Source organism: Arthrobacter antibioticus, from assembly GCF_030063205.1.
Taxonomy (GTDB): Bacteria; Actinomycetota; Actinomycetes; order Actinomycetales; family Micrococcaceae; genus Specibacter.
In genome coordinates this window covers 47,298-65,320 of record NZ_JASISQ010000004.1, presented here as the reverse complement: position 1 = coordinate 65,320, position 18,023 = coordinate 47,298, and the positions used below count along the sequence as shown (strand labels likewise).

At 58.7% G+C, this 18,023-nt stretch carries 13 protein-coding genes; 8 read left to right on the top strand and 5 right to left on the bottom strand.

Going from position 1 to position 18,023, the window contains the following annotated elements; translation table 11 throughout:
• Genes hemC through hemL form a run of 4 tightly spaced genes read left to right on the top strand, consistent with a single transcriptional unit; the run spans position 1 to position 4,226 of the window.
• Complete coding sequence (hemC, locus tag QMG40_RS10075) at positions 1 to 996, top strand: hydroxymethylbilane synthase (RefSeq protein WP_459252987.1); 996 nt, start codon at positions 1 to 3, stop codon at positions 994 to 996.
• The gene (locus tag QMG40_RS10070; RefSeq protein WP_283530922.1) at positions 993 to 1,880 is read left to right on the top strand and encodes a uroporphyrinogen-III synthase; all 888 of its coding nucleotides are present in this window, start codon (positions 993 to 995) and stop codon (positions 1,878 to 1,880) included. Before hemC ends, QMG40_RS10070 begins: the two co-directional genes overlap by 4 nt.
• A 14-nt stretch (positions 1,881 to 1,894) precedes the next feature.
• On the top strand, positions 1,895 to 2,875 hold the full coding sequence (gene hemB / locus QMG40_RS10065) for a porphobilinogen synthase (RefSeq protein ID WP_283530921.1): 981 nt from the start codon (positions 1,895 to 1,897) through the stop codon (positions 2,873 to 2,875).
• Positions 2,876 to 2,918: 43 nt separating this feature from the next.
• Positions 2,919 to 4,226 carry a glutamate-1-semialdehyde 2,1-aminomutase gene (gene hemL, locus QMG40_RS10060; protein WP_283530920.1) on the top strand — a complete coding sequence of 436 codons (1,308 nt, stop codon included), beginning with the start codon at positions 2,919 to 2,921 and terminating at the stop codon, positions 4,224 to 4,226.
• A 57-nt stretch (positions 4,227 to 4,283) separates the two neighbouring features.
• On the opposite strand, the gene QMG40_RS10055 is transcribed toward hemL, so the two are convergent.
• The 4 genes from QMG40_RS10055 to QMG40_RS10040 form a co-directional block, all read right to left on the bottom strand.
• Positions 4,284 to 5,021: an amino acid ABC transporter ATP-binding protein gene (locus QMG40_RS10055; RefSeq protein WP_283530919.1), complete on the bottom strand. Its 738-nt coding sequence runs from the start codon at positions 5,019 to 5,021 to the stop codon at positions 4,284 to 4,286.
• Between the two features lie 3 nt (positions 5,022 to 5,024).
• On the bottom strand, positions 5,025 to 5,783 hold the full coding sequence (locus QMG40_RS10050) for an amino acid ABC transporter permease (RefSeq protein ID WP_283530918.1): 759 nt from the start codon (positions 5,781 to 5,783) through the stop codon (positions 5,025 to 5,027).
• Positions 5,784 to 5,786: 3 nt separating this feature from the next.
• Positions 5,787 to 6,722, bottom strand: a complete 936-nt coding sequence (locus QMG40_RS10045) for an ABC transporter substrate-binding protein (RefSeq protein WP_283530917.1) — start codon at positions 6,720 to 6,722, stop codon at positions 5,787 to 5,789.
• Positions 6,723 to 7,076: 354 nt separating this feature from the next.
• Positions 7,077 to 7,763, bottom strand: coding sequence for a 3'-5' exonuclease (locus tag QMG40_RS10040; RefSeq protein ID WP_283530916.1), 687 nt, complete (start codon positions 7,761 to 7,763; stop codon positions 7,077 to 7,079).
• A gap of 68 nt (positions 7,764 to 7,831) precedes the next feature.
• On the opposite strand from QMG40_RS10040, the gene QMG40_RS10035 reads away from it, so the two are divergent.
• The 3 genes from QMG40_RS10035 to QMG40_RS10025 are packed head-to-tail and all read left to right on the top strand — an operon-like array spanning position 7,832 to position 15,515.
• Positions 7,832 to 8,386 carry an MGMT family protein gene (locus QMG40_RS10035; RefSeq protein ID WP_349361617.1) on the top strand — a complete coding sequence of 185 codons (555 nt, stop codon included), beginning with the start codon at positions 7,832 to 7,834 and terminating at the stop codon, positions 8,384 to 8,386.
• The gene (locus QMG40_RS10030; RefSeq protein ID WP_283530915.1) at positions 8,383 to 12,000 is read left to right on the top strand and encodes an ATP-dependent helicase; all 3,618 of its coding nucleotides are present in this window, start codon (positions 8,383 to 8,385) and stop codon (positions 11,998 to 12,000) included. Before QMG40_RS10035 ends, QMG40_RS10030 begins: the two co-directional genes overlap by 4 nt.
• Positions 11,997 to 15,515, top strand: coding sequence for an ATP-dependent helicase (locus QMG40_RS10025; protein ID WP_283530914.1), 3,519 nt, complete (start codon positions 11,997 to 11,999; stop codon positions 15,513 to 15,515). The genes QMG40_RS10030 and QMG40_RS10025 overlap by 4 nt, the downstream gene beginning before the upstream one ends.
• Positions 15,516 to 15,530: 15 nt before the next feature.
• On the opposite strand, the gene QMG40_RS10020 is transcribed toward QMG40_RS10025, so the two are convergent.
• A complete protein-coding gene (locus QMG40_RS10020) occupies positions 15,531 to 16,883 on the bottom strand; it encodes a macrolide 2'-phosphotransferase (RefSeq protein ID WP_283530913.1) in 1,353 nt (450 codons plus the stop codon).
• A gap of 186 nt (positions 16,884 to 17,069) precedes the next feature.
• Between QMG40_RS10020 and nudC the strand changes: the two genes are divergently transcribed.
• Positions 17,070 to 18,017 carry an NAD(+) diphosphatase gene (nudC, locus tag QMG40_RS10015; protein ID WP_283530912.1) on the top strand — a complete coding sequence of 316 codons (948 nt, stop codon included), beginning with the start codon at positions 17,070 to 17,072 and terminating at the stop codon, positions 18,015 to 18,017.
• Positions 18,018 to 18,023 lie beyond the last annotated feature (6 nt).

Sequence of the window (18,023 nt, the reverse complement as noted above, 5' to 3'; positions counted from 1 at the left end):
ATGGCTGAAGTAATGACTCATGTAAAAATTGGGACCCGCGGTAGCCGTCTGGCCCTGAGCCAAAGCGGACAAATCACCGATCAGCTCAGCGCGGTTGGTGGTTTTGCTGCCGAACTGGTGCCTATCAAAACCGACGGTGACATCCTGACCGGGCCGTTGTCCCAAATGGGTGGCACCGGCGTGTTCGCGGCCGAACTGCGATCCGCCGTTTTGGACGGTCGTGTTGACGTTGCAGTGCACTCCTTGAAAGACCTGCCAACAGCGGCTGTGCCTGGTTTAACTCTGGCCGCGGTGCCCCTCCGTGCCGACTTCCGCGATGCCCTGTGCTCCCGCGACGGCTTGAGCCTGGGACAACTGCCGCAGGGAGCAACTGTAGGTACGGGTTCCCCGCGCCGTGCAGCGCAATTGTTGGCGTACCGGAAAGACTTAAAGATCGTGGATATCCGCGGCAATGTTGACACTCGCCTGGCCCGAGTACCTGGCCTGCCCGGGAACCCCGCAGTAGCAGCCGTCCCCGGCAAAATTGGCGACCTAGACGCGGTGGTACTAGCGGCGGCAGGGTTGAGCCGGATTGACCGTCTGGATACCGTCACTGAATTCCTGGACACGGAGGTGATGCTTCCGGCGCCCGGTCAAGGGGCACTGGCCCTTGAATGTCGTTCTGCCGATACCGACCTTTCTGAGGTTTTGGGACAGTCGCTGGCAGCTGTGGATGATAACGACTCCCGCCTAGCTGTGACGGCCGAGCGTGCGCTTCTGGCGCGTCTGGAAGCTGGTTGCAGCGCACCTGTTGGTGCGTTGGCACACCGTAAAGGTTCTATGCTCTATCTCGAAACTGTGGTTGTCTCCCTTGACGGTGTGCGTTCGTTGCGCTTGAAAAAGGCCACCGATGGTCTCACCACCGTTGGGGCCACGCTTTTGGGGATCGAACTTGCTGAGGAGCTTCTCGCTGGTGGCGCTGGCGACTTTGCAGACCTGGCAGGCCCTACCAAGTGACGATCCTCCGCGGGCCACTGGACGGATTGCGCGTGGCCATCACTCGCAGCCCGGACCGGGCCGGCGCCTTGGCTGATGCCCTGGCCGCGGCCGGTGCCGAGCCGGTTTTGGTTCCCGTGATTGACTTTGAGGTTGCAGATAATGACGCCTTGGGGGCGGCTCTGAGGCGCCTCTCCGCGGGGGATTACAGGTGGTTGGTGATCAGCTCCATCACCACCGTGCGGGCATTGAAGCAATGGTGTGAAGGGGCCGGGACTTCCTTGAGTGAGCTGATTCCGGCCGGGACATCCGTGGCCACGATTGGGCCAACGTCAGCTGCGGTTTTGGCGGCCGAAGGAATCCATGCGGAACTAGCCCCTGTGGATATCCAGTCGGCCGCCGGACTGGTAGATTTGTGGCCTGAATTTGAGCCAAACACACTCTCACTAAGCAGCAACAACAAGATACTGTTGCCGCAATCGAATCTCGCTGAAGCCACGCTTGTGACAGGCATGAACGCGAAGGGCTGGGACAGCGAAATAGTCACGGCCTACCAAACGGTGCACTTCCCGGCCAAGGCGGAACTGCGCCTGCAGGCAACACTAAATAACTCACAGGGGCACACCAATGCGGGCTACCCGGTGCTCACCCCAGCTCAAGCGGCAGGTGAGATTGCGGCGGGAGCCATTGGCGCCGTCGTACTTGCCTCCGGAAGTGCCGCCCGCAGGGTAGCCGAAACCATGGCACCCCTGACAGACAACTGCCTGGTTATTGCCATTGGGCAGCCAACGCAGCTCGAAGCCCATCGGTTAGGGCTGCGCGTGGCCGCCACCGCCAAACACCCCACCCCCGAAGGCATCGTGGCCGCACTGGCCCAAGCCCACACTAATTTTCACACCCAGTAATTTACGGAGTCACCATGAGCTTTCCCCAGCACCGTCCGCGCCGCCTGCGCACAACCCCAGCCATGCGTCGTCTTGTCAGCGAATACTCGCTCACGCCGTCGGACCTGATTCTGCCGGTGTTCATCCGCGAAGACCTGATCGAGCCTAAAGCGATCACGTCCATGCCAGGAGTTTTCCAGCACACGACGGCGTCGCTGGTGGCGGCCGCGCACCAGGCAGTCGCGCTGGGGCTTGGCGGCATCATGATTTTTGGCATCCCTGCCGTTCGCGACGCGAATGGCTCAGCCGGGGTGGACCCCTTAGGTGTGCTGAACAAGGCCATTGCGGATGTACGGGCGGCCGTGGGAGATGACCTTGTCATTATGAGTGATCTTTGCCTGGATGAGTTCACAGACCATGGGCACTGCGGGGTTTTGGATGAGGACGGCGACGTTGCCAATGACGCCACCTTGAAGATTTACGCTCAGATGGCTGTGGCCCAGGCAGCTGCCGGAGCCCATATTGTGGCACCTTCGGGCATGATGGACGGGCAGGTAGCGGTGATTCGCGAGGCGCTGGACGCCTCAGGGTATGAAGACGTTTCCGTTTTGGCCTACGCCGCCAAATACGCTTCGGCCTTTTACGGACCGTTCCGCGAAGCTGTTGACTCGCAGTTGCAGGGGGATCGACGCACCTACCAAATGGATTCAGGTAACCGCCGGGAGGCCCTTCACGAGGTGGAGCTTGACCTGGCCGAAGGCGCGGACATCATCATGGTCAAGCCGGCCATGAGCTATTTGGACATCCTGGCCGATGTGGCGGCCATATCCCCGGTGCCCGTTGCTGCCTACCAAATCTCGGGGGAATACGCCATGATTGAGGCCGCCGCAGCCAATGGCTGGATCAACCGTCGCGGAGCCATAGAGGAATCCGTGCTGAGTATCAAACGTGCCGGGGCAAACATGATTCTCACTTACTGGGCTGCCGAACTGGCCGGCTGGCTGCGCGAGAACTAACACTTCTTTTTCTGTTGTTCACCTACTGAGGCAAGGATTTTACATGACAAGCTCGCAGGAACTTTTTGACCGCGCCAAGACCCTCATGCCTGGCGGGGTGAACTCGCCTGTACGCGCCTTTGGCTCCGTGGGAGGGACGCCACGCTTCATGGTCAACGCCAAGGGCGCCTACCTCACTGACGCAGATGGGCGCGATTACGTTGACCTTGTTTGCTCTTGGGGGCCGGCGCTATTGGGTCACGCCCACCCAGAGGTTCTCGCTGCCGTGCACACGGCAGTTGATCACGGTTTGAGCTTTGGCGCCTCCACCCCTGCCGAAAGCGAACTCGCCGCTCTGGTCACGGGCAGGGTTTCCGGGGTTGAACGGATGCGGATGGTCTCCACAGGTACCGAAGCAACCATGACAGCCGTGCGTCTAGCCCGAGGATTTACCGGACGTGAGTTGATCATCAAGTTCGCCGGCTGTTACCACGGGCACCTCGATTCTTTGCTGGCCGAGGCTGGCTCCGGTCTGGCGACCCTGGCCATGCCGGGATCTGCCGGGGTCACAGCAGCAACCGCCGCGGAAACGCTCGTGTTGCCATATAACGACCTTGCCGCCGTAGAAGCCGCCTTTGCTACCCACGGGGACAGGATCGCTGCAGTGATCACAGAAGCGGCGCCCGCCAACATGGGTGTTGTTACCCCAGGTGCTGGTTTCAACGCAGGCCTTTCCCGGATCACCTCAGCCCACGGAGCCCTACTAATCCTGGATGAAGTCCTGACAGGATTCCGCACGGGCCCGGCCGGATACTGGGGGCTCACTGGTGCGCTGGAGGGCTGGACACCGGATTTATTCACCTTTGGCAAGGTCATTGGTGGGGGACTTCCAACAGCAGCCCTGGGCGGCCGCGGCGAGGTCATGGACTACCTGGCACCGCTGGGCCCGGTATATCAGGCAGGAACATTATCCGGAAACCCGGTGGCAATGGCCGCCGGTGTGGCGACACTGACCGCAGCCACGGCTTCGGTGTACAAGAGTGTTGATGCCCGCTCTCTTGAACTGCAGGCGGCCTTGACCGGGGAGTTAGCTGCCCAAGGCGTAGACCACTCGATTCAGCGCGCAGGTAACTTGTTCTCTGTAGCCTTTGGCACCTCCGCTTCGGGGGTGCACAACTACGCCGACGCACAGGCTCAGGAAGTGTTCCGCTACGCACCGTTCTTCCACTCCATGCTGGATTCCGGTGTGTACCTGCCGCCGAGCGTGTTTGAAGCGTGGTTCCTTTCAGCTGCACACGACGACTCAGCCATGAACCGTATCTTTGCGGCACTGCCGGCAGCTGCCAAAGCGGCGGCAGCTGCGACGGTGTAAGGTCCTCACCTCGGGATAAAAAGCTGCCCCTTTCCCGCGGCCTTCGTGGCTGCACGGTTACAGCACGTCGGAGAGGAAACCTCTCAAACGGTCTGTCCTTGGTGCTGTGAAGAGTTCTTCAGGAGAACCTGTCTCCACCACCACGCCGGCGTCCATGAATGTCACAGTGTCTGAAACGTTGCGCGAGAAACCCATCTCGTGGGTGACCACCACCATGGTCATTCCGCCCTTGGACAGGTCGGTCATCAAGGCCAGAACACCCTTGACAAGCTCCGGGTCCAGGGCGGAGGTTGCCTCGTCAAAGAACATCACTTCCGGTTCCATGGCCAATGCGCGGGCAATAGCGACGCGCTGCTGCTGACCACCGGAGAGGTTTCCTGGCCGAGCGTCAGCTTTATGTTTCAATCCCACAAGTTCGAGCTGCTCAAGGGCTTTGGCGCGTGCCTGATCCTTGGGCATTTTGCGAATCTTAATCAAGGCCAGCGACACATTTTCCAGCACCGTTTTGTGCGGGAATAAATTAAATTGTTGGAAGACCATCCCAATGCGGCGGCGGAGCTCATCCGGGTTGTCCTTGAGCACCGACTTTCCGTCGAGAAGAATGTCGCCTTGATCCGGTTCAATCAACCGGTTCATAGCCCGCAACAACGTTGACTTGCCTGAACCAGAGGGGCCAATCACCGAGGCCGTGGTGCCTTTGGGAACATGCAGGTCAATGCCCCGCAATACATGATTGCTGCCGAAGGAGAGATGAATATTTTTGGCGGTCAATGATCCTGAACTAAAATCACTCATGCTTTACGCTCCCTTTCCAACATGTGCCGCGGCTTCATCGGGTTCAATCTTTTGGGCTTTTCCCTCACGCATGCGCTTATCCATGAAGTTCACCAAGTGGGTGAGCGGGATGGTTAGGCAAAGGTAGAGCAGACCTGCCGCAACGAGTGGAGAGAGGTTTCCCGTGGTTGCGGCTTGGTCGTTTCCAACACGAAAGATCTCCCGTTGGCTGGCAAGTAAACCAAGCATATAGATCAAGGATGAGTCCTTAATCAAGGAGATCAGCTGGTTAACCAGTGCTGGCAGGACCCTGCGGATGCCCTGGGGAATAACCACAAGAATCATGGCCGAGCCGTAGCTGAACCCCAGGGCGCGTGATGCCTCGAGCTGGCCGCTTTCAACGCTTTGGATACCTGAGCGGAAGATTTCACCGATGTACGCCGCAGCCATCAAAGAAAGCGCCAAAATTCCCAACGGATAAGGATTGGTGCTGCCAGTAAGGATGCGGATTACAGGACCGAGCCCCAGACCAATCAACAAAATGGTCAAAATTGCTGGAAGACCACGGAAAATGTCTGTATAAATTCTGGCAATCCAGCGGGGGATGGGATTTCTTGAAATACCCATCACAGCCAGGATCATACCCAGGACGCACCCGATGATGGCCGAGGAAACGGACAAAATCAAAGTATTAGGCAAACCAACGCTCAGCATGTTCGGAATGACTTCCGCCATAGCATCCCAGTCGAGGAAAGTTTTTGCCAGCTGCTCGAGAACATCCATAAATTAAGCCTTCGGAACCGTTACTGCCTTGGAGCCCGGTGTCCAGTCTTCGGGCATGGGGCGGGTTGGGTACCATTCCTTGGTCAGCTTGGACCAGGTCCCGTCAGCGATAACTGCATCCAACGCGGAGTTCAAAGCGTCAGTGAGGGCCTTATTTGATGAGTTCACGGCGTATGCGGTGAAGTTCTGCGTATTGACTACTTCTTCGGCGATCACTGTTCCGTCGCCGTCCTTGACCTGGCCACTGGCCTGCTGAGAGGGGGCAACCCAAGCATCAACCTGACCGTTTTTCAAGTTCGCGTAGGCCGTGTTGTAATCGGCGAAGCGCACTGGCTCAACCTTCAACGTGTTGGAGACATAGTCATCCTGAACCGTGCCGGTGACAACAGCAATGCGAGTGTCTGCCTTGAGATCAGCGAAACCCTTGATGGGTGAATCTGTTTTTGCCACTACTGCCATGTAGCCGAAGTCGTAGCCGTTGGTGAATCCAACGTTTTTGCGGCGGGCATCCGTGGTGGAGATTGAGGAGGAACCGACGTCGAACTGTTTGTTCTCAACCTGAGCCAAGAGGGCAGAGAAATCGGTTGACTTGAACTCGACCTTTAGGCCCAGCTTTTCGCCCATGGCGCGGAGCAGCTCGTTGTCGTAACCGGTGAACACTCCATCTTTCAAGAAAATGTTCGGCGGGGCATCCGAGAGCGTACCCACACTGATGAGACCCGGGGTAGCGAGGCCAAGAGCAGCCTTATCAATGGAATCCAGGGCAGTGACGTCCTCTGTGGTGTATTTATCCAGCGAGGCCTGGTCGCTGCCGGCAAGGGCATCTGTGGGTTTATCGGAGCTTGTGGCCCCGGTACTGCCGCCACAAGCTGCGAGGGAGAAGGCCAGGGCCACAGCGACTGGAACAGTCGTGAGCCACTTCAGGGCAGATTTCTTCATCAGACATTCACTTTCATTGCAGGGACCCAGACCGGAATGCTGCTCGGGAAGGGGCGTAAGTGTGACGTGGGGAGTAGGCAGAAAATGACAGGATTTTCCTAGCTGAACTCAACCAACGAAACTAAATTATGTCACCCGGAGCAAAAATGTGGCTGATATGAACTTCTGCGAATATTAGGCACGAGAAATGAAATAATATTCGAATATTCTTTAAGTCGGACATGCTTCAGCGGACACGCAGCGTAAAGTCCCGCACGACTGACGGGGCCCTGCACCCTTCTTGGTGAACGCCCCGGCTGTGAGTTGTGTCACTGATGACTGTTCTGTAGCAGGGACTTCCTGCCCTGACGGGGTTTATGGCAGGGCGGGCCAGTCACCCTCAACGACTGCGGCGGGATCCTTGACGCGGCGCAAATAGCCCTGAAAGTCAGCAGCCTGCTCACGGGCCCACCCGATTTGTGCGTTATGTAATTCCATGACATCGACTCGCAGGGCGCTGTACTTGGCAGCCAACGCATCAGCCAACCGCAGCGTGGCCTCAGCGTCGGCGGCCGAGGTGTGTGCGTCGTCGAGCTTAATGCCGTATTCCTCGCACAGGGCCACAAGCGTGCGGCTGCCTTTGCGGAACTTGTCCACATTCTTATTACAAATAAAGGGATCAATCACCGGCGCGGCAGTAATCTGCCCTAGACTGTGCCGGCGGGCCTCGCTAGCCAGGACAGTGAAATCGTAGCTGGCGTTGAAGGCGATAACAGGAATGTTGTTGGCAAAAAGTGTGGCAAGTACCGCTCCCACCTCAGCTGTGACAACGTCCGAGGGGCGCCCGTGCGCTTGCGCGTGGGCTGTACTGATGCCATGGATGGCGGCCGCCTCTTCGGGAATTTCCACGCCGGGATTGCACAGCCACTCATGGGTTTCCGCCACAGCGCCGGATTCATCGACTATCACAATGGATGCCGTCACGATCCGGGCAGTACGGGGATCCTTGCCCGTGGTTTCCAGGTCAAATGCGGCACGGGGGTGCATGCTCCAGCTAGTCATGGCACAACGCTACCTGTTGGCATGGACATTGAAGCATTGGGGAGCACGGGAGGAACTAGTCTTGAGTCATGCGTGGCGAGTATGTTGAAGCGGTCTTAGCCGTGGCGGAGCTGATTCCACCTGCCCAAGTCCTCTCCTATGGGGATATTGCGGCACTTTTGGAGAGCGGTGGGCCGCGCCAGGTGGGGGCTGTTATGTCCGCTCACGGCAGCGCGGTGTCCTGGTGGCGGGTGATCCGGGCCAGCGGTTGTGCCCCGGTGTGTCACGGTGGCCGGGCGTTAGTGCACTACCGTGCCGAAGACACTGCTCTTCGCGGGGATACTTCCGATGAAGCGCTGGCGGCTGCAAGCCGAACCCCGTCGTGGCGGGTTGATATGGCGGCTGCCAGATGGAACCCGTCCGCGTCCGAAATGGACTTCATCGACGTCATTGCGGAGCGCTTGCGCGAGGCGGATTCAGTGCGCTTGCGCGAGGCGGATTCAGTGCGCTTGCGCGAGGCGGATTCAGTGCGCTTGCGCGAGGCGGATTCAGTGCGCTTGCGCGAGGCGGATTCAGTGCGCTTGCGCGAGGCGGATTCAGCCGGGGACAAAATGTCAGTGCCCCGTGATGGACTAGAAGTATGAGCACAGAGGCACAGCATTCGCAGGAGAGGCACACGGCGTCCAACGCGCCCAAAGAGGGTAGGTCTACAAAGGCACAGCCGGAGCGCCCTGGCCGGTTTGAACTGCCCGAGTTGACCCTTGTTGCTCCTGTCAACAGTGCCAAGAGTGTTCCACAGTTCAGTTTGGATCAGCAGGCTGTTATTGATCTGGGTCCTGGGTCGGGTCCTGTTTTGTTGTGGGGTGCTCCCGGAACTGGTAAATCCACTGTGCTTATTGAAGCTGCTCTCAAGCGGATGGAGCACGACGGCGTTGATCCGGCAGGTGCTCTTCTGCTGGCACCGTCTCGGCTGGCTGCAGCGAGGCTTCGTGATGGTTTTAGTGCCCGGCTCACCAAGAGTTTAAGTACTTCTCCGGCCAGGACCTGGTCATCTTATGCCTTTGATCTGTTGCGCAGGGCTAAAGTTGAAGGGCGTATGCCACACCTTGAGAGTGCGCCACGGCTCATGAGCGGACCCGAGCAGGATCTGATCATTCGGGACCTATTGGCGGGGCACGCCATGGGTCTGGGTACGGTGCCGGCGTGGCCAAAGGAACTTACTCAGGCTCTTGAAACCCGCGGATTCCGGCAAGAGATCCGCCAGCTTTTTGACAGGGTTATTGAATACGGGTTGGTCCCTGAGGAGCTTGCCGAATTGGGTGCAGCCAATCGGCGCCCTGACTGGGTTGCGGCGGCGTCGTTGTATAAGGAATACCGTGACGTTGTGGATTGGGGCAAGTCAGGTTCCTTTGACCCTGCGGGGATCATCACTGCCGCGACAACTCTTCTGCGCCTTGACTCAGATTTCCTGGACCAGGAGCGCAAGCGGTTGGCGTTGATTGTTGTTGATGACATTCAGGAAGCCAACAAAGCCGTGCACGAACTTCTGCACTTGGTTGGCCAGGGAAAAGACGTGCTTGTGGCAGCCTCGCCAGACACTGTTGTTCAGGGGTTCCGCGGCGCCCGGCCGGATCTTGTTGCATCGCTGACCCATTCCCTGTCAACACCAGAGCATCCTTTGCAGCAGTTTGCGTTGTCCACATCGCATCGCATGAGCAAACCCCTGGCAGCTGCCTGGTCCGGGGTCGCTGACCGTATTTTTCAGATCCGTGGCGGCCACAAGGCACGCGAACTGGCTTGGCCTGAGGCGTTGGCTGGCCGGCATGGTGGCCACGCAGCGGCACCCCATGCTGAGGCGATCAACGCGACTGAACCGGCCGGCGGGGAACCCGGACCGGTGCCGCGCCAAGAGCTGCGTAAAGACCCGGACAAAGTCTCGTATGTCAGTGCGCATTTTGTTGCTTCGGAAGTTCACGAACTCCGCCTGGTTGCCGAACGGATTCTGCACTTACAGCACTTAGGTGGTCACAGCCTGAGCGAGATCGCGGTTATTGTCCGTACCGGGTCGGCACTGGCTGCCTTACAGCGTTATCTAAGTGCCCAAGGTATCGCCGTCAAGGTGCCTGTGGCGGAAAATCCTGTGCGTGACGAGCCTGCAGTTCGTCCTTTGCTTGAGGCGTTTGGCATTGCCTTGGCGCCGGAAACCCTAGACGCCGAGGCTTGCGTTGCGCTGCTCACCTCGCGGTTAGGGCGTTCAACGGCATTGCATTTGAGGAGACTTCGGCAGGCGCTGCGGCAGCAAGAGCGCCATGCCGGAGGTGGCCGAGCTAGCGATGAGCTGTTGGTTGAAGCGCTGCTGAACTCGCAAAAGCTGGCTCCGCTTGGTTGGGAGGCTGCCAATGCTGCCAGAATCGCCGCCATGATCGCGGCTGGGCGCGAAGCAGTGGCTCAGCCGGGAGCCAACGCTGAAACAGTCCTATGGGCGCTGTGGGAGGCCTGTGACAGCTCCGGAACATGGGAAGCGCAGGCTCTACGCGGCGGTCCCACAGGCATCCGGGCCGACAGGGACTTGGATGCGGTGATGGCATTATTCCAAACGGCTGAACGTTACGTTGACCAGCTGCCAGGATCCAGTCCGCAACAGTTCCTGGATTACCTGATGAGTCAAGAACTGCCGATGGACACGTTGGCAGCGCGGGCCCAACGTACCGATGCCGTTGAGATTGTGACCCCGGCAAGTGCTGCTGGGCGGGAATGGCCCATCGTCATTGTCGCCGGGCTGCAGGAGGGAGTTTGGCCCAATACCCGCTTGCGCGGGGAACTGCTCGGCAGTCAATTACTTGTGGACGTGCTTGAAAAAGGGGCGCAGGCAGCCCACCAAATTGAACCTGCCGCCAGACTCAGGGATATCCGTTACGACGAGTTGCGCAGCTTTGCGGCGGCCATTTCACGAGCCAGCCATATCCTTATCCTCACAGCCGCGGCAGGTCATGATCTTCAGCCTTCCCAGTTCATCGACCTTGCAGCGCCCTACGTTCCTGTCACTGATTCTGGTGGTGAGTCCCAATACCCCGTGCGTCCAGTAGAACAAGTGCCGCGTCCCATGACCTTGCGCTCGCTGGTGGCGGAGCTGCGGCAAGAATCGGAAATGCGCACCAACCCTGAGGCTGCCAGGATGCTGGCGGTGTTGGCAGGCGAAGACGTGCCCGGGGCGGATCCTCATCAGTGGTGGGGTTTGTTGCCCTTGAGCTCCGATGGGCCCATTGTGGCACCCGGAGAACCGGTGAACGTCTCGCCATCAAAAGTCGAGGAGGTGCTTAAATCCCCGCTAAATTGGTTCATCCGCGCCGCCGGCGGAGACGCCACAACAGACTTCGCTCGCAGCCTTGGGACGCTCATCCACAGCATTGCGCAGGACATCCCCAATGGTGCCGGCCACGAATATCTGGCGGAGTTGGATAAACGTTGGCCGTCTCTGGGGCTTCCCGAGTCGTGGGAAAGCGATCTTGATTACAAACGCGCCCAAGAAATGCTGGGCAAACTGGCCCAATATGTCATTGAGGCCAGGCAACAGGGGCGAACGCTCTTGGGTGTTGAAGAAAATTTCAGCGTTGACGTAGGCGAACTACCTGACGGCATCTTGCCCAGCACTTTCTTGCCCGGCACTTTCTCGTCCAGCACCGGGGTTCCAAGCAGCGCAGTGCCTGATACAGCAGTGCCTGATACAAAGGACGCCTCACTGAGTTCCGCTGATGGTGGCGCACCTGAAGCAGAAGACACTGACACAAGTGGTCTTGCGGAGCCGCCACCCGCCCGCGTGGTGCGCTTGCGTGGGCAGGTAGACAGGCTTGAAGCGGACGCAAACGGGAACTTGATAATTGTTGATATCAAGACCGGCCGCACTAAACCCACCAAGGACCAGGTTCTTGAACATCCTCAACTCGGCGCCTATCAAGTGGCAGCCTCGGCTGGTGCGTTCTCCGCACAAGCCGAGGCTGCCGGGCTCTTTGGCGCCAGCTCGGGCGGGGCAGCGTTGCTACCACTAGGTGATGGCACAAAGAACGTGAAAACGCAGGATCAGCCCGCCATGGTGGCAGGCAGTGAAAACGATCCAACCCGGAAGGTTATGGAGGCGGCCCTGCTCATGGCACAGGCTGTCTTCCCCGCCCGCCATGGCGCAGACTGGTCCGAACGCAACGGCTGCCCCCTGCCCACCATTTGTCCGCTGTGTCCTGAAGGGAAACAGATCACCGAATGAGCCACGGAACGAATAATTTGGTAGCCCGGACGCTGGCGGGCCCGGCGTCCCAACCTGCGCGTCCCCTGTTGAGTCCCTATGAATTGGCGGAGTTGTTGGAGCAGCGTCCTCCTACGGCGGAGCAGGCCGCCATTATCTCATCACCTCTTGAACCGCTGCTTGTGATTGCCGGGGCAGGCTCCGGGAAGACAACAACAATGGCGGACAGGGTGGTGTGGTTGGTTGCCAACGGGTTGGTCCTGCCAGAGGAAATCCTCGGAGTCACTTTTACCCGCAAGGCTGCCGGGGAACTGGCATCGCGGATTCGCGGGCAGCTGGATAGATTGGGCACGCTGGCTCGCTCGGGTGAGATTGAACTCGCTCCTGCCGCTTCTGCCAGAGATGCACTGGAGCCTAACGTCTCCACCTACCACTCTTATGCCAGCGGTATTGTCACCGACTATGGTCTGCGATTAGGCATTGAGCGCGATGCCGTGGTGCTGGGCGCGGCTGAAGCGTGGCAGCTGGCCAGTGAAGTAGTTGAAGCGCACGACGGAGCCCACGAACACTTCACAGCGGCAAAATCCACATTGATCCAATCAGTGATGGACCTTGCCGGTGAATGCGCCGAGCATCTCCAGGATCCCGAGCAAGTTCTGGCAACTATCAACGACTACCTGGTAGCCTTCGATTCTTTGCCCTATATTGCCGAAACCAACAAACCCCGTACTGCAATAGTGAACAAGCAGTTGGATGTTCTGCGGACCCGGGCTTCTGTGGCCGCGCTGGTGCAAAAATATGCTCAGGCCAAGCGCCGTCGCAACGTCCTTGACTACGGTGATCTGGTAGCTCTGGCCGCCCGGATTGCCCAGGAAGTTCCGCATGCAGGAGACATGGAACGCCAACGCCACAAAGTAGTGCTGCTGGATGAATTTCAAGATACTTCCCATGCACAGCTGCAGCTCTTCGCTGAGCTGTACGGTGACGCTCACCCTGTCACGGCTGTGGGGGATCCACATCAATCAATTTACGGGTTTCGGGGCGCCTCGGCCGGGCAGCTCTTCCGCTTCCCGGAAATATTTCTCAAAAGCGATGGCAGCTACGCTGCAACGGCTGAGCTCACCATCGCTTGGCGTAACTCAGCGCACATTTTGGCGAGCGCAAATGTGATGTCGGCTGAACTGACACTTGCACAAACCCGGAAGGCCAACACCAAACTGGCTGCCGGACTGAGCGAGGCGCAAAGGGCAGCGGCCGGGCCGCGAGTAGTAGTCTCGCCCTTACGTGAAAAACCCAATGCACCCATGGGGGAGGTGCTTCTTGCACGCTACGAAACAGAACTAGATGAGGCCCAAGCAGTTGCTGCGCAGATTTTGGAGAGCAAAGGTGATTTCACCCACCGTGGTGGCAGCCAGGGTGCCATGACAGTGGCCGTGTTATGCCGGCGTCGTGCGCAATTTTCAAAGCTCCAATCTGTGTTCGAAGCACGTGGCATCCCGTACGAAATTGTGGGGTTGAGCGGGCTGCTGGGCATGCCAGAAATAGTGGACCTTGTTGCCACCTTGAGGGTGATTGCCGATCCCGGGCGCTCGGATGCACTCATGCGATTGTTGACGGGGGCGCGGTGGCGGATTGGTCCTGCGGACCTGATGGCTTTCTCTGATTGGGCCCGGTATCTGGCACGACAACGGGAATGGGCGGCCCACAACAGGGTGGATTTTGACGCGTCAACCTTGCGGGCCGGAGGTGCACAGCCGGTAGCAGTTGAATCATCTAAACCTGCCGATGCAACAGTGGTTAGTGCTGATTTGGTGGATGCTTCCTCGCTGGTGGAAGCGCTGGATTATTTGAGCCAGGATTACTGGCCCAAGGGGGCACGGCCGCTGAGCGAAGCAGCAAGAGCCCGACTTTTAGTGCTGCGGGATGAGCTGCGGATGCTGCGCACTTTTGTGGGTGAGGACCTGGGCGATCTGCTCGGTGTCGTGGAGAAAACCATGCTGCTGGACATAGAACTGGCTGCTAAACCCGGCTCCAGCATCCACCACGCACGGCGCCACCTGGACGCTTTTGCTGAGGCGGCGGCACAGTTCATGCAGGCCGCACAACGTGTTGACTTGGATGCCTTCCTCGCTTGGCTTGAAACGGCAGAATCGGAAGAGGGCGGGCTGGAAATGACGCCGGTTGAAAGCAACCCTGACGCCGTGGCGCTACTGACTGTCCACGCCTCCAAAGGACTGGAATGGGACGTGGTGTTTGTGCCGGGCATGAATGCAGGCGCCTTCCCCAGCGCACGCGCTGATCGCTGGAGCACCGGAGCTAAATCGTTGCCGTGGCCTTTGCGTGGGGACGTTGGTGATCTGCCCGAATGGGACACCAATGTGCCGGACCTGAAGACCTTGATGGAGAATGAGAAACTTTTTGCCGACGATGTTCTCCTCCACGCAAAGGAAGAGGAACGTCGTTTAGCGTACGTGGCCTTTACCCGCGCCCGGGATTTTTTGATGTGTTCCGCCACGGTGTGGGGCAGTGGAAAGAAGCCGCTGGCACCCTCACCCTTTCTGATGGAGTTGTTGCCACTGACTGAAGGGGCAACACAGAGTGCTGGTCTCGGAGCGTGGGCGCCAGACCCTGAAGAAGGTGCGCTCAACCCTGTCAGTGCGGGCGCGGAAAGCGCCCAATGGCCCTATGATCCGCTCAACGGGCCCGAGATCGTCGGCAGGGCAGGGGTGGCTGTGCGGGTAGGCCGCCGAACTGGTGTGGAACGATCCGCCGCCGCAGTCTCCGCCGCCCTCGCCGCCGCCGCCTTCGCCGAGGTTGGAGATAATGACGCCTCTGTTAAGTACGGAAGTGAAGAATTCTTAGCCGCCAATCCTCGCTGGGGCAAGGAAATGAGTGTTTTGCTGGCCCAAGAACAAGTGGAAACAGACCAGCTGAGAGTGGAACTACCCCCACATATTTCTGCTTCCCGCCTGGTGGCGCTGGGGGAGGACCCCGAAAAAGTTACCCGTGCCATGCGCCGCCCAGTGCCCTCCAAGCCCGGCATGGCTGCCCGCAAAGGAACGGCGTTCCACACCTGGATTGAAGAATTTTTTGCAACGACCGGCCAACTCGACTTGGGTGAAGAGATCGGGGCGGACGCCTATGTGGATGAAGCCTACGGCTTGGCTGACATGCAGGAAACGTTCAAGAGTTCCCAATGGGCTGCCAGAACCCCCGCGGAGCTTGAGGTACCCATCGAAACCCGGGTGGCAGACGTGGTTGTCCGTGGCCGCATCGACGCTGTCTTCCGCGATGCAGATGGAGGATGGGACCTGATCGACTGGAAAACAGGGAAAGTACCTTCGGCTCCGCAGCTGGCGGTGCGTGGTGTACAGCTGGCTGTGTACAGGCTGGCATGGTCGCGACTGCAGGACGTTCCGCTTGAACAGGTCAGAGCAGCCTTTTATTACGTGGGTCAGGACAAGCTCATTCGTCCCGTGGATCTCGCCGGGCAGGAAGAACTGGAAGCGATCGTTCGCAACGCCTACTCAGCCTGAGACGGAGGAAGGGCGCTACTTTTTTAGTGGGATAACTTTCATGGCTGTGGTGTCCACGTCTTCCGCTAGTGGCTGCACGGAATCCGCGGCAGAACTAGCCTCTGGCTTCTGTGCGGGTTGGGTAACAGAATCAACAGCATCAGCAGAATCAGCAGCATCAGCAGAAAGGTCGGATTCGGAGGGTTCGCTCGCCTTTGTGGAGTCCGATCCCAGCTTTGGGAGTTCATCCGGATGGGTAATTGGGGTGACCCCTACTCGGGCAATAGCGGCGTCGGAATCGTCGTCGTTCTTTTCTGAAGCAGTGCTTGTTGCCGGCAGTTTCTGCGGCAGCGGTGTATCTACAACAGTTTTTGACGCGGGTTCCGGAGTGGAAACGTGTTCCGGGCTAACAGGGACAGCTGGGGCCTTGACCGGCGCCGCAGCGATGATGGCAGGCGGCTCCACACTGATGGGCTGTCCACCGTGTGTGGCAATGTCAGTTTCCAGGGTCTTGAGCATCTGCTCGGCGTCCTCAACCATGCGCGCACTGTCAGCGGCATAGCCCTTGACAAGCCATTGGGCCAGCGCAAATTCAGCGCTCAGGGCTGCACGGCGCAGCAGGTGCGGGTCCGGTGTTTCGTTCCGGGCAGCCGAGTACGCCTGCATGACAGTGTCAACGAATTCGGGGTCATTCACGGCCACCAGCCACGCGAAATCATCAGCAGGGTCACCGATCCTCAAATCGGTCCAGCCGATCACTGCCGTGACTTGGTTGCCGGCAAGAAGAATATTGTCCTCGTGCAGGTCGCCGTGGACAACACACGCATTGAAACGCCACAACGCCACGTCTTCCATGGCGTGCTCCCAGCGACGCAGGAGCGAGGGAGGAATTTTTCCTGTGGTGGCTGATTGATCAAGTTCGTTTAATTTGCGCTGACGAAACTCGTTCGCTGTGTAGCTGGGCAAGTCATAGGTGGTGACAAGTTCTTGGGGCAGATCGTGGATAGCGGCCATTGCGGTACCGATTTCCAGTGCCAGTGCGGCGCTCGCGGAAGCAAGATGCTCAACAGATTCGGCCTTGCCAGGGATGTGCGAGTACACGAAGGTGATGAGCTCACCTTGGCGTACGGTACCGGCTACGGTGGGAAGCAGGAAGGGCAATTCCGCGCGGATGCCTGGGGAGAAGGCGCGCAAAACCTGGCGCTCGGTCTCCAGCCGCGTGCTGGCGTCGGCATGGCGGGGGGAGCGAACTCGCCAGCGTCTTTCTTCCGAATCAACCAGTAGTGCCGAACAAAAATCGGCGGTATCGTCAGGCTCCTGGCCGAAGGCAGTGACGTTGAGTCCGGGCACGGCGGCGCTGGCTATGGCGGCCAATTCGATTGCAGTCATTCTTCTCACCTCTCTACCGTAGAACGCGAAGGCACTATAGCAGCGCCGTTGCGGCGGCGAGTCGCGAGAACTCCTTGCTGTAGCCATGTTCTTGCTTGTTTTTATGCGTTGGATCGCGGTCCCTGGTTATCCACATTCAGGAGAGGCCAAATACAAATTTGGGCACCGGATGCGTACGGTAGAAACATGATGACATCCAATTCGTTTCCTGAAACTGGCCTTGATCGGCAATGCGAGCAGCGCAGCGAACCAGGCTACCTAGCGGCGGTGCTTGGTGAGGGCACCTATCGGGTGGTATTTTTCCACCAAGGTAAGGCTCTGATGGATGGGTCCGGACTAGGATATTTTGATCCTGCCAAACTTCCCGCAACGCCGCCAGCAGGAACCAACACCGTTTACTTGGGCAAAATGCTGGCTGGCCAAAGTCACCAGCTGCCGGTTGGCACCGACATTGTTCTCCACGCTCTTGCGAACGACGACGGAGACTTCAGTTGGGTGCCGCAGGGAACCAGCTTCGCGGGATACCGGGATGTGGCCTACGGTTTAAACACCTTTGATGCGGAAGTCTTTGTGCAGGCTCAAGCGGTTGCCAATTGGCATGGAAGCCATACACGGTGCCCGCGCTGTGGCAGCCCCACCGAGATCAAGTCTGCAGGGTGGATGCGTTTGTGCACCCAGGATGGATCCGTACACTTTCCGCGTACTGACCCGGCTGCCATAGTGGCCATTGTGGGGAGCGATGACAGGATTTTATTGGCAAGTAACTTCCAGTGGGCAAAACACAGGTACTCGACCGTGGCTGGTTTCGTTGAGGCTGGCGAGAGCGCCGAACAGGCAGCAGTACGTGAGATTGCTGAAGAAGTGGGCGTGCACTTGCACTCCTTGGACTACATTTCTTCACAAGCATGGCCGTTTCCGCGGTCACTGATGCTTGGATTTATTGGTTATACCGATGACACTGTTGCAACACCTGACAATGTTGAGGTCAGGGAAGCGAGGTGGTTCTCCAGGGAAGAACTGCAGAGCGCCGTATCCAATGGTGAAGCTGTGGTCTCACACAGGCTCTCCATTGCCCGGTCCTTGATTGAGCACTGGTACGGCGGCCGTATTTTGGAGCCGGGTGAAAGCGAGTGAGTTTTG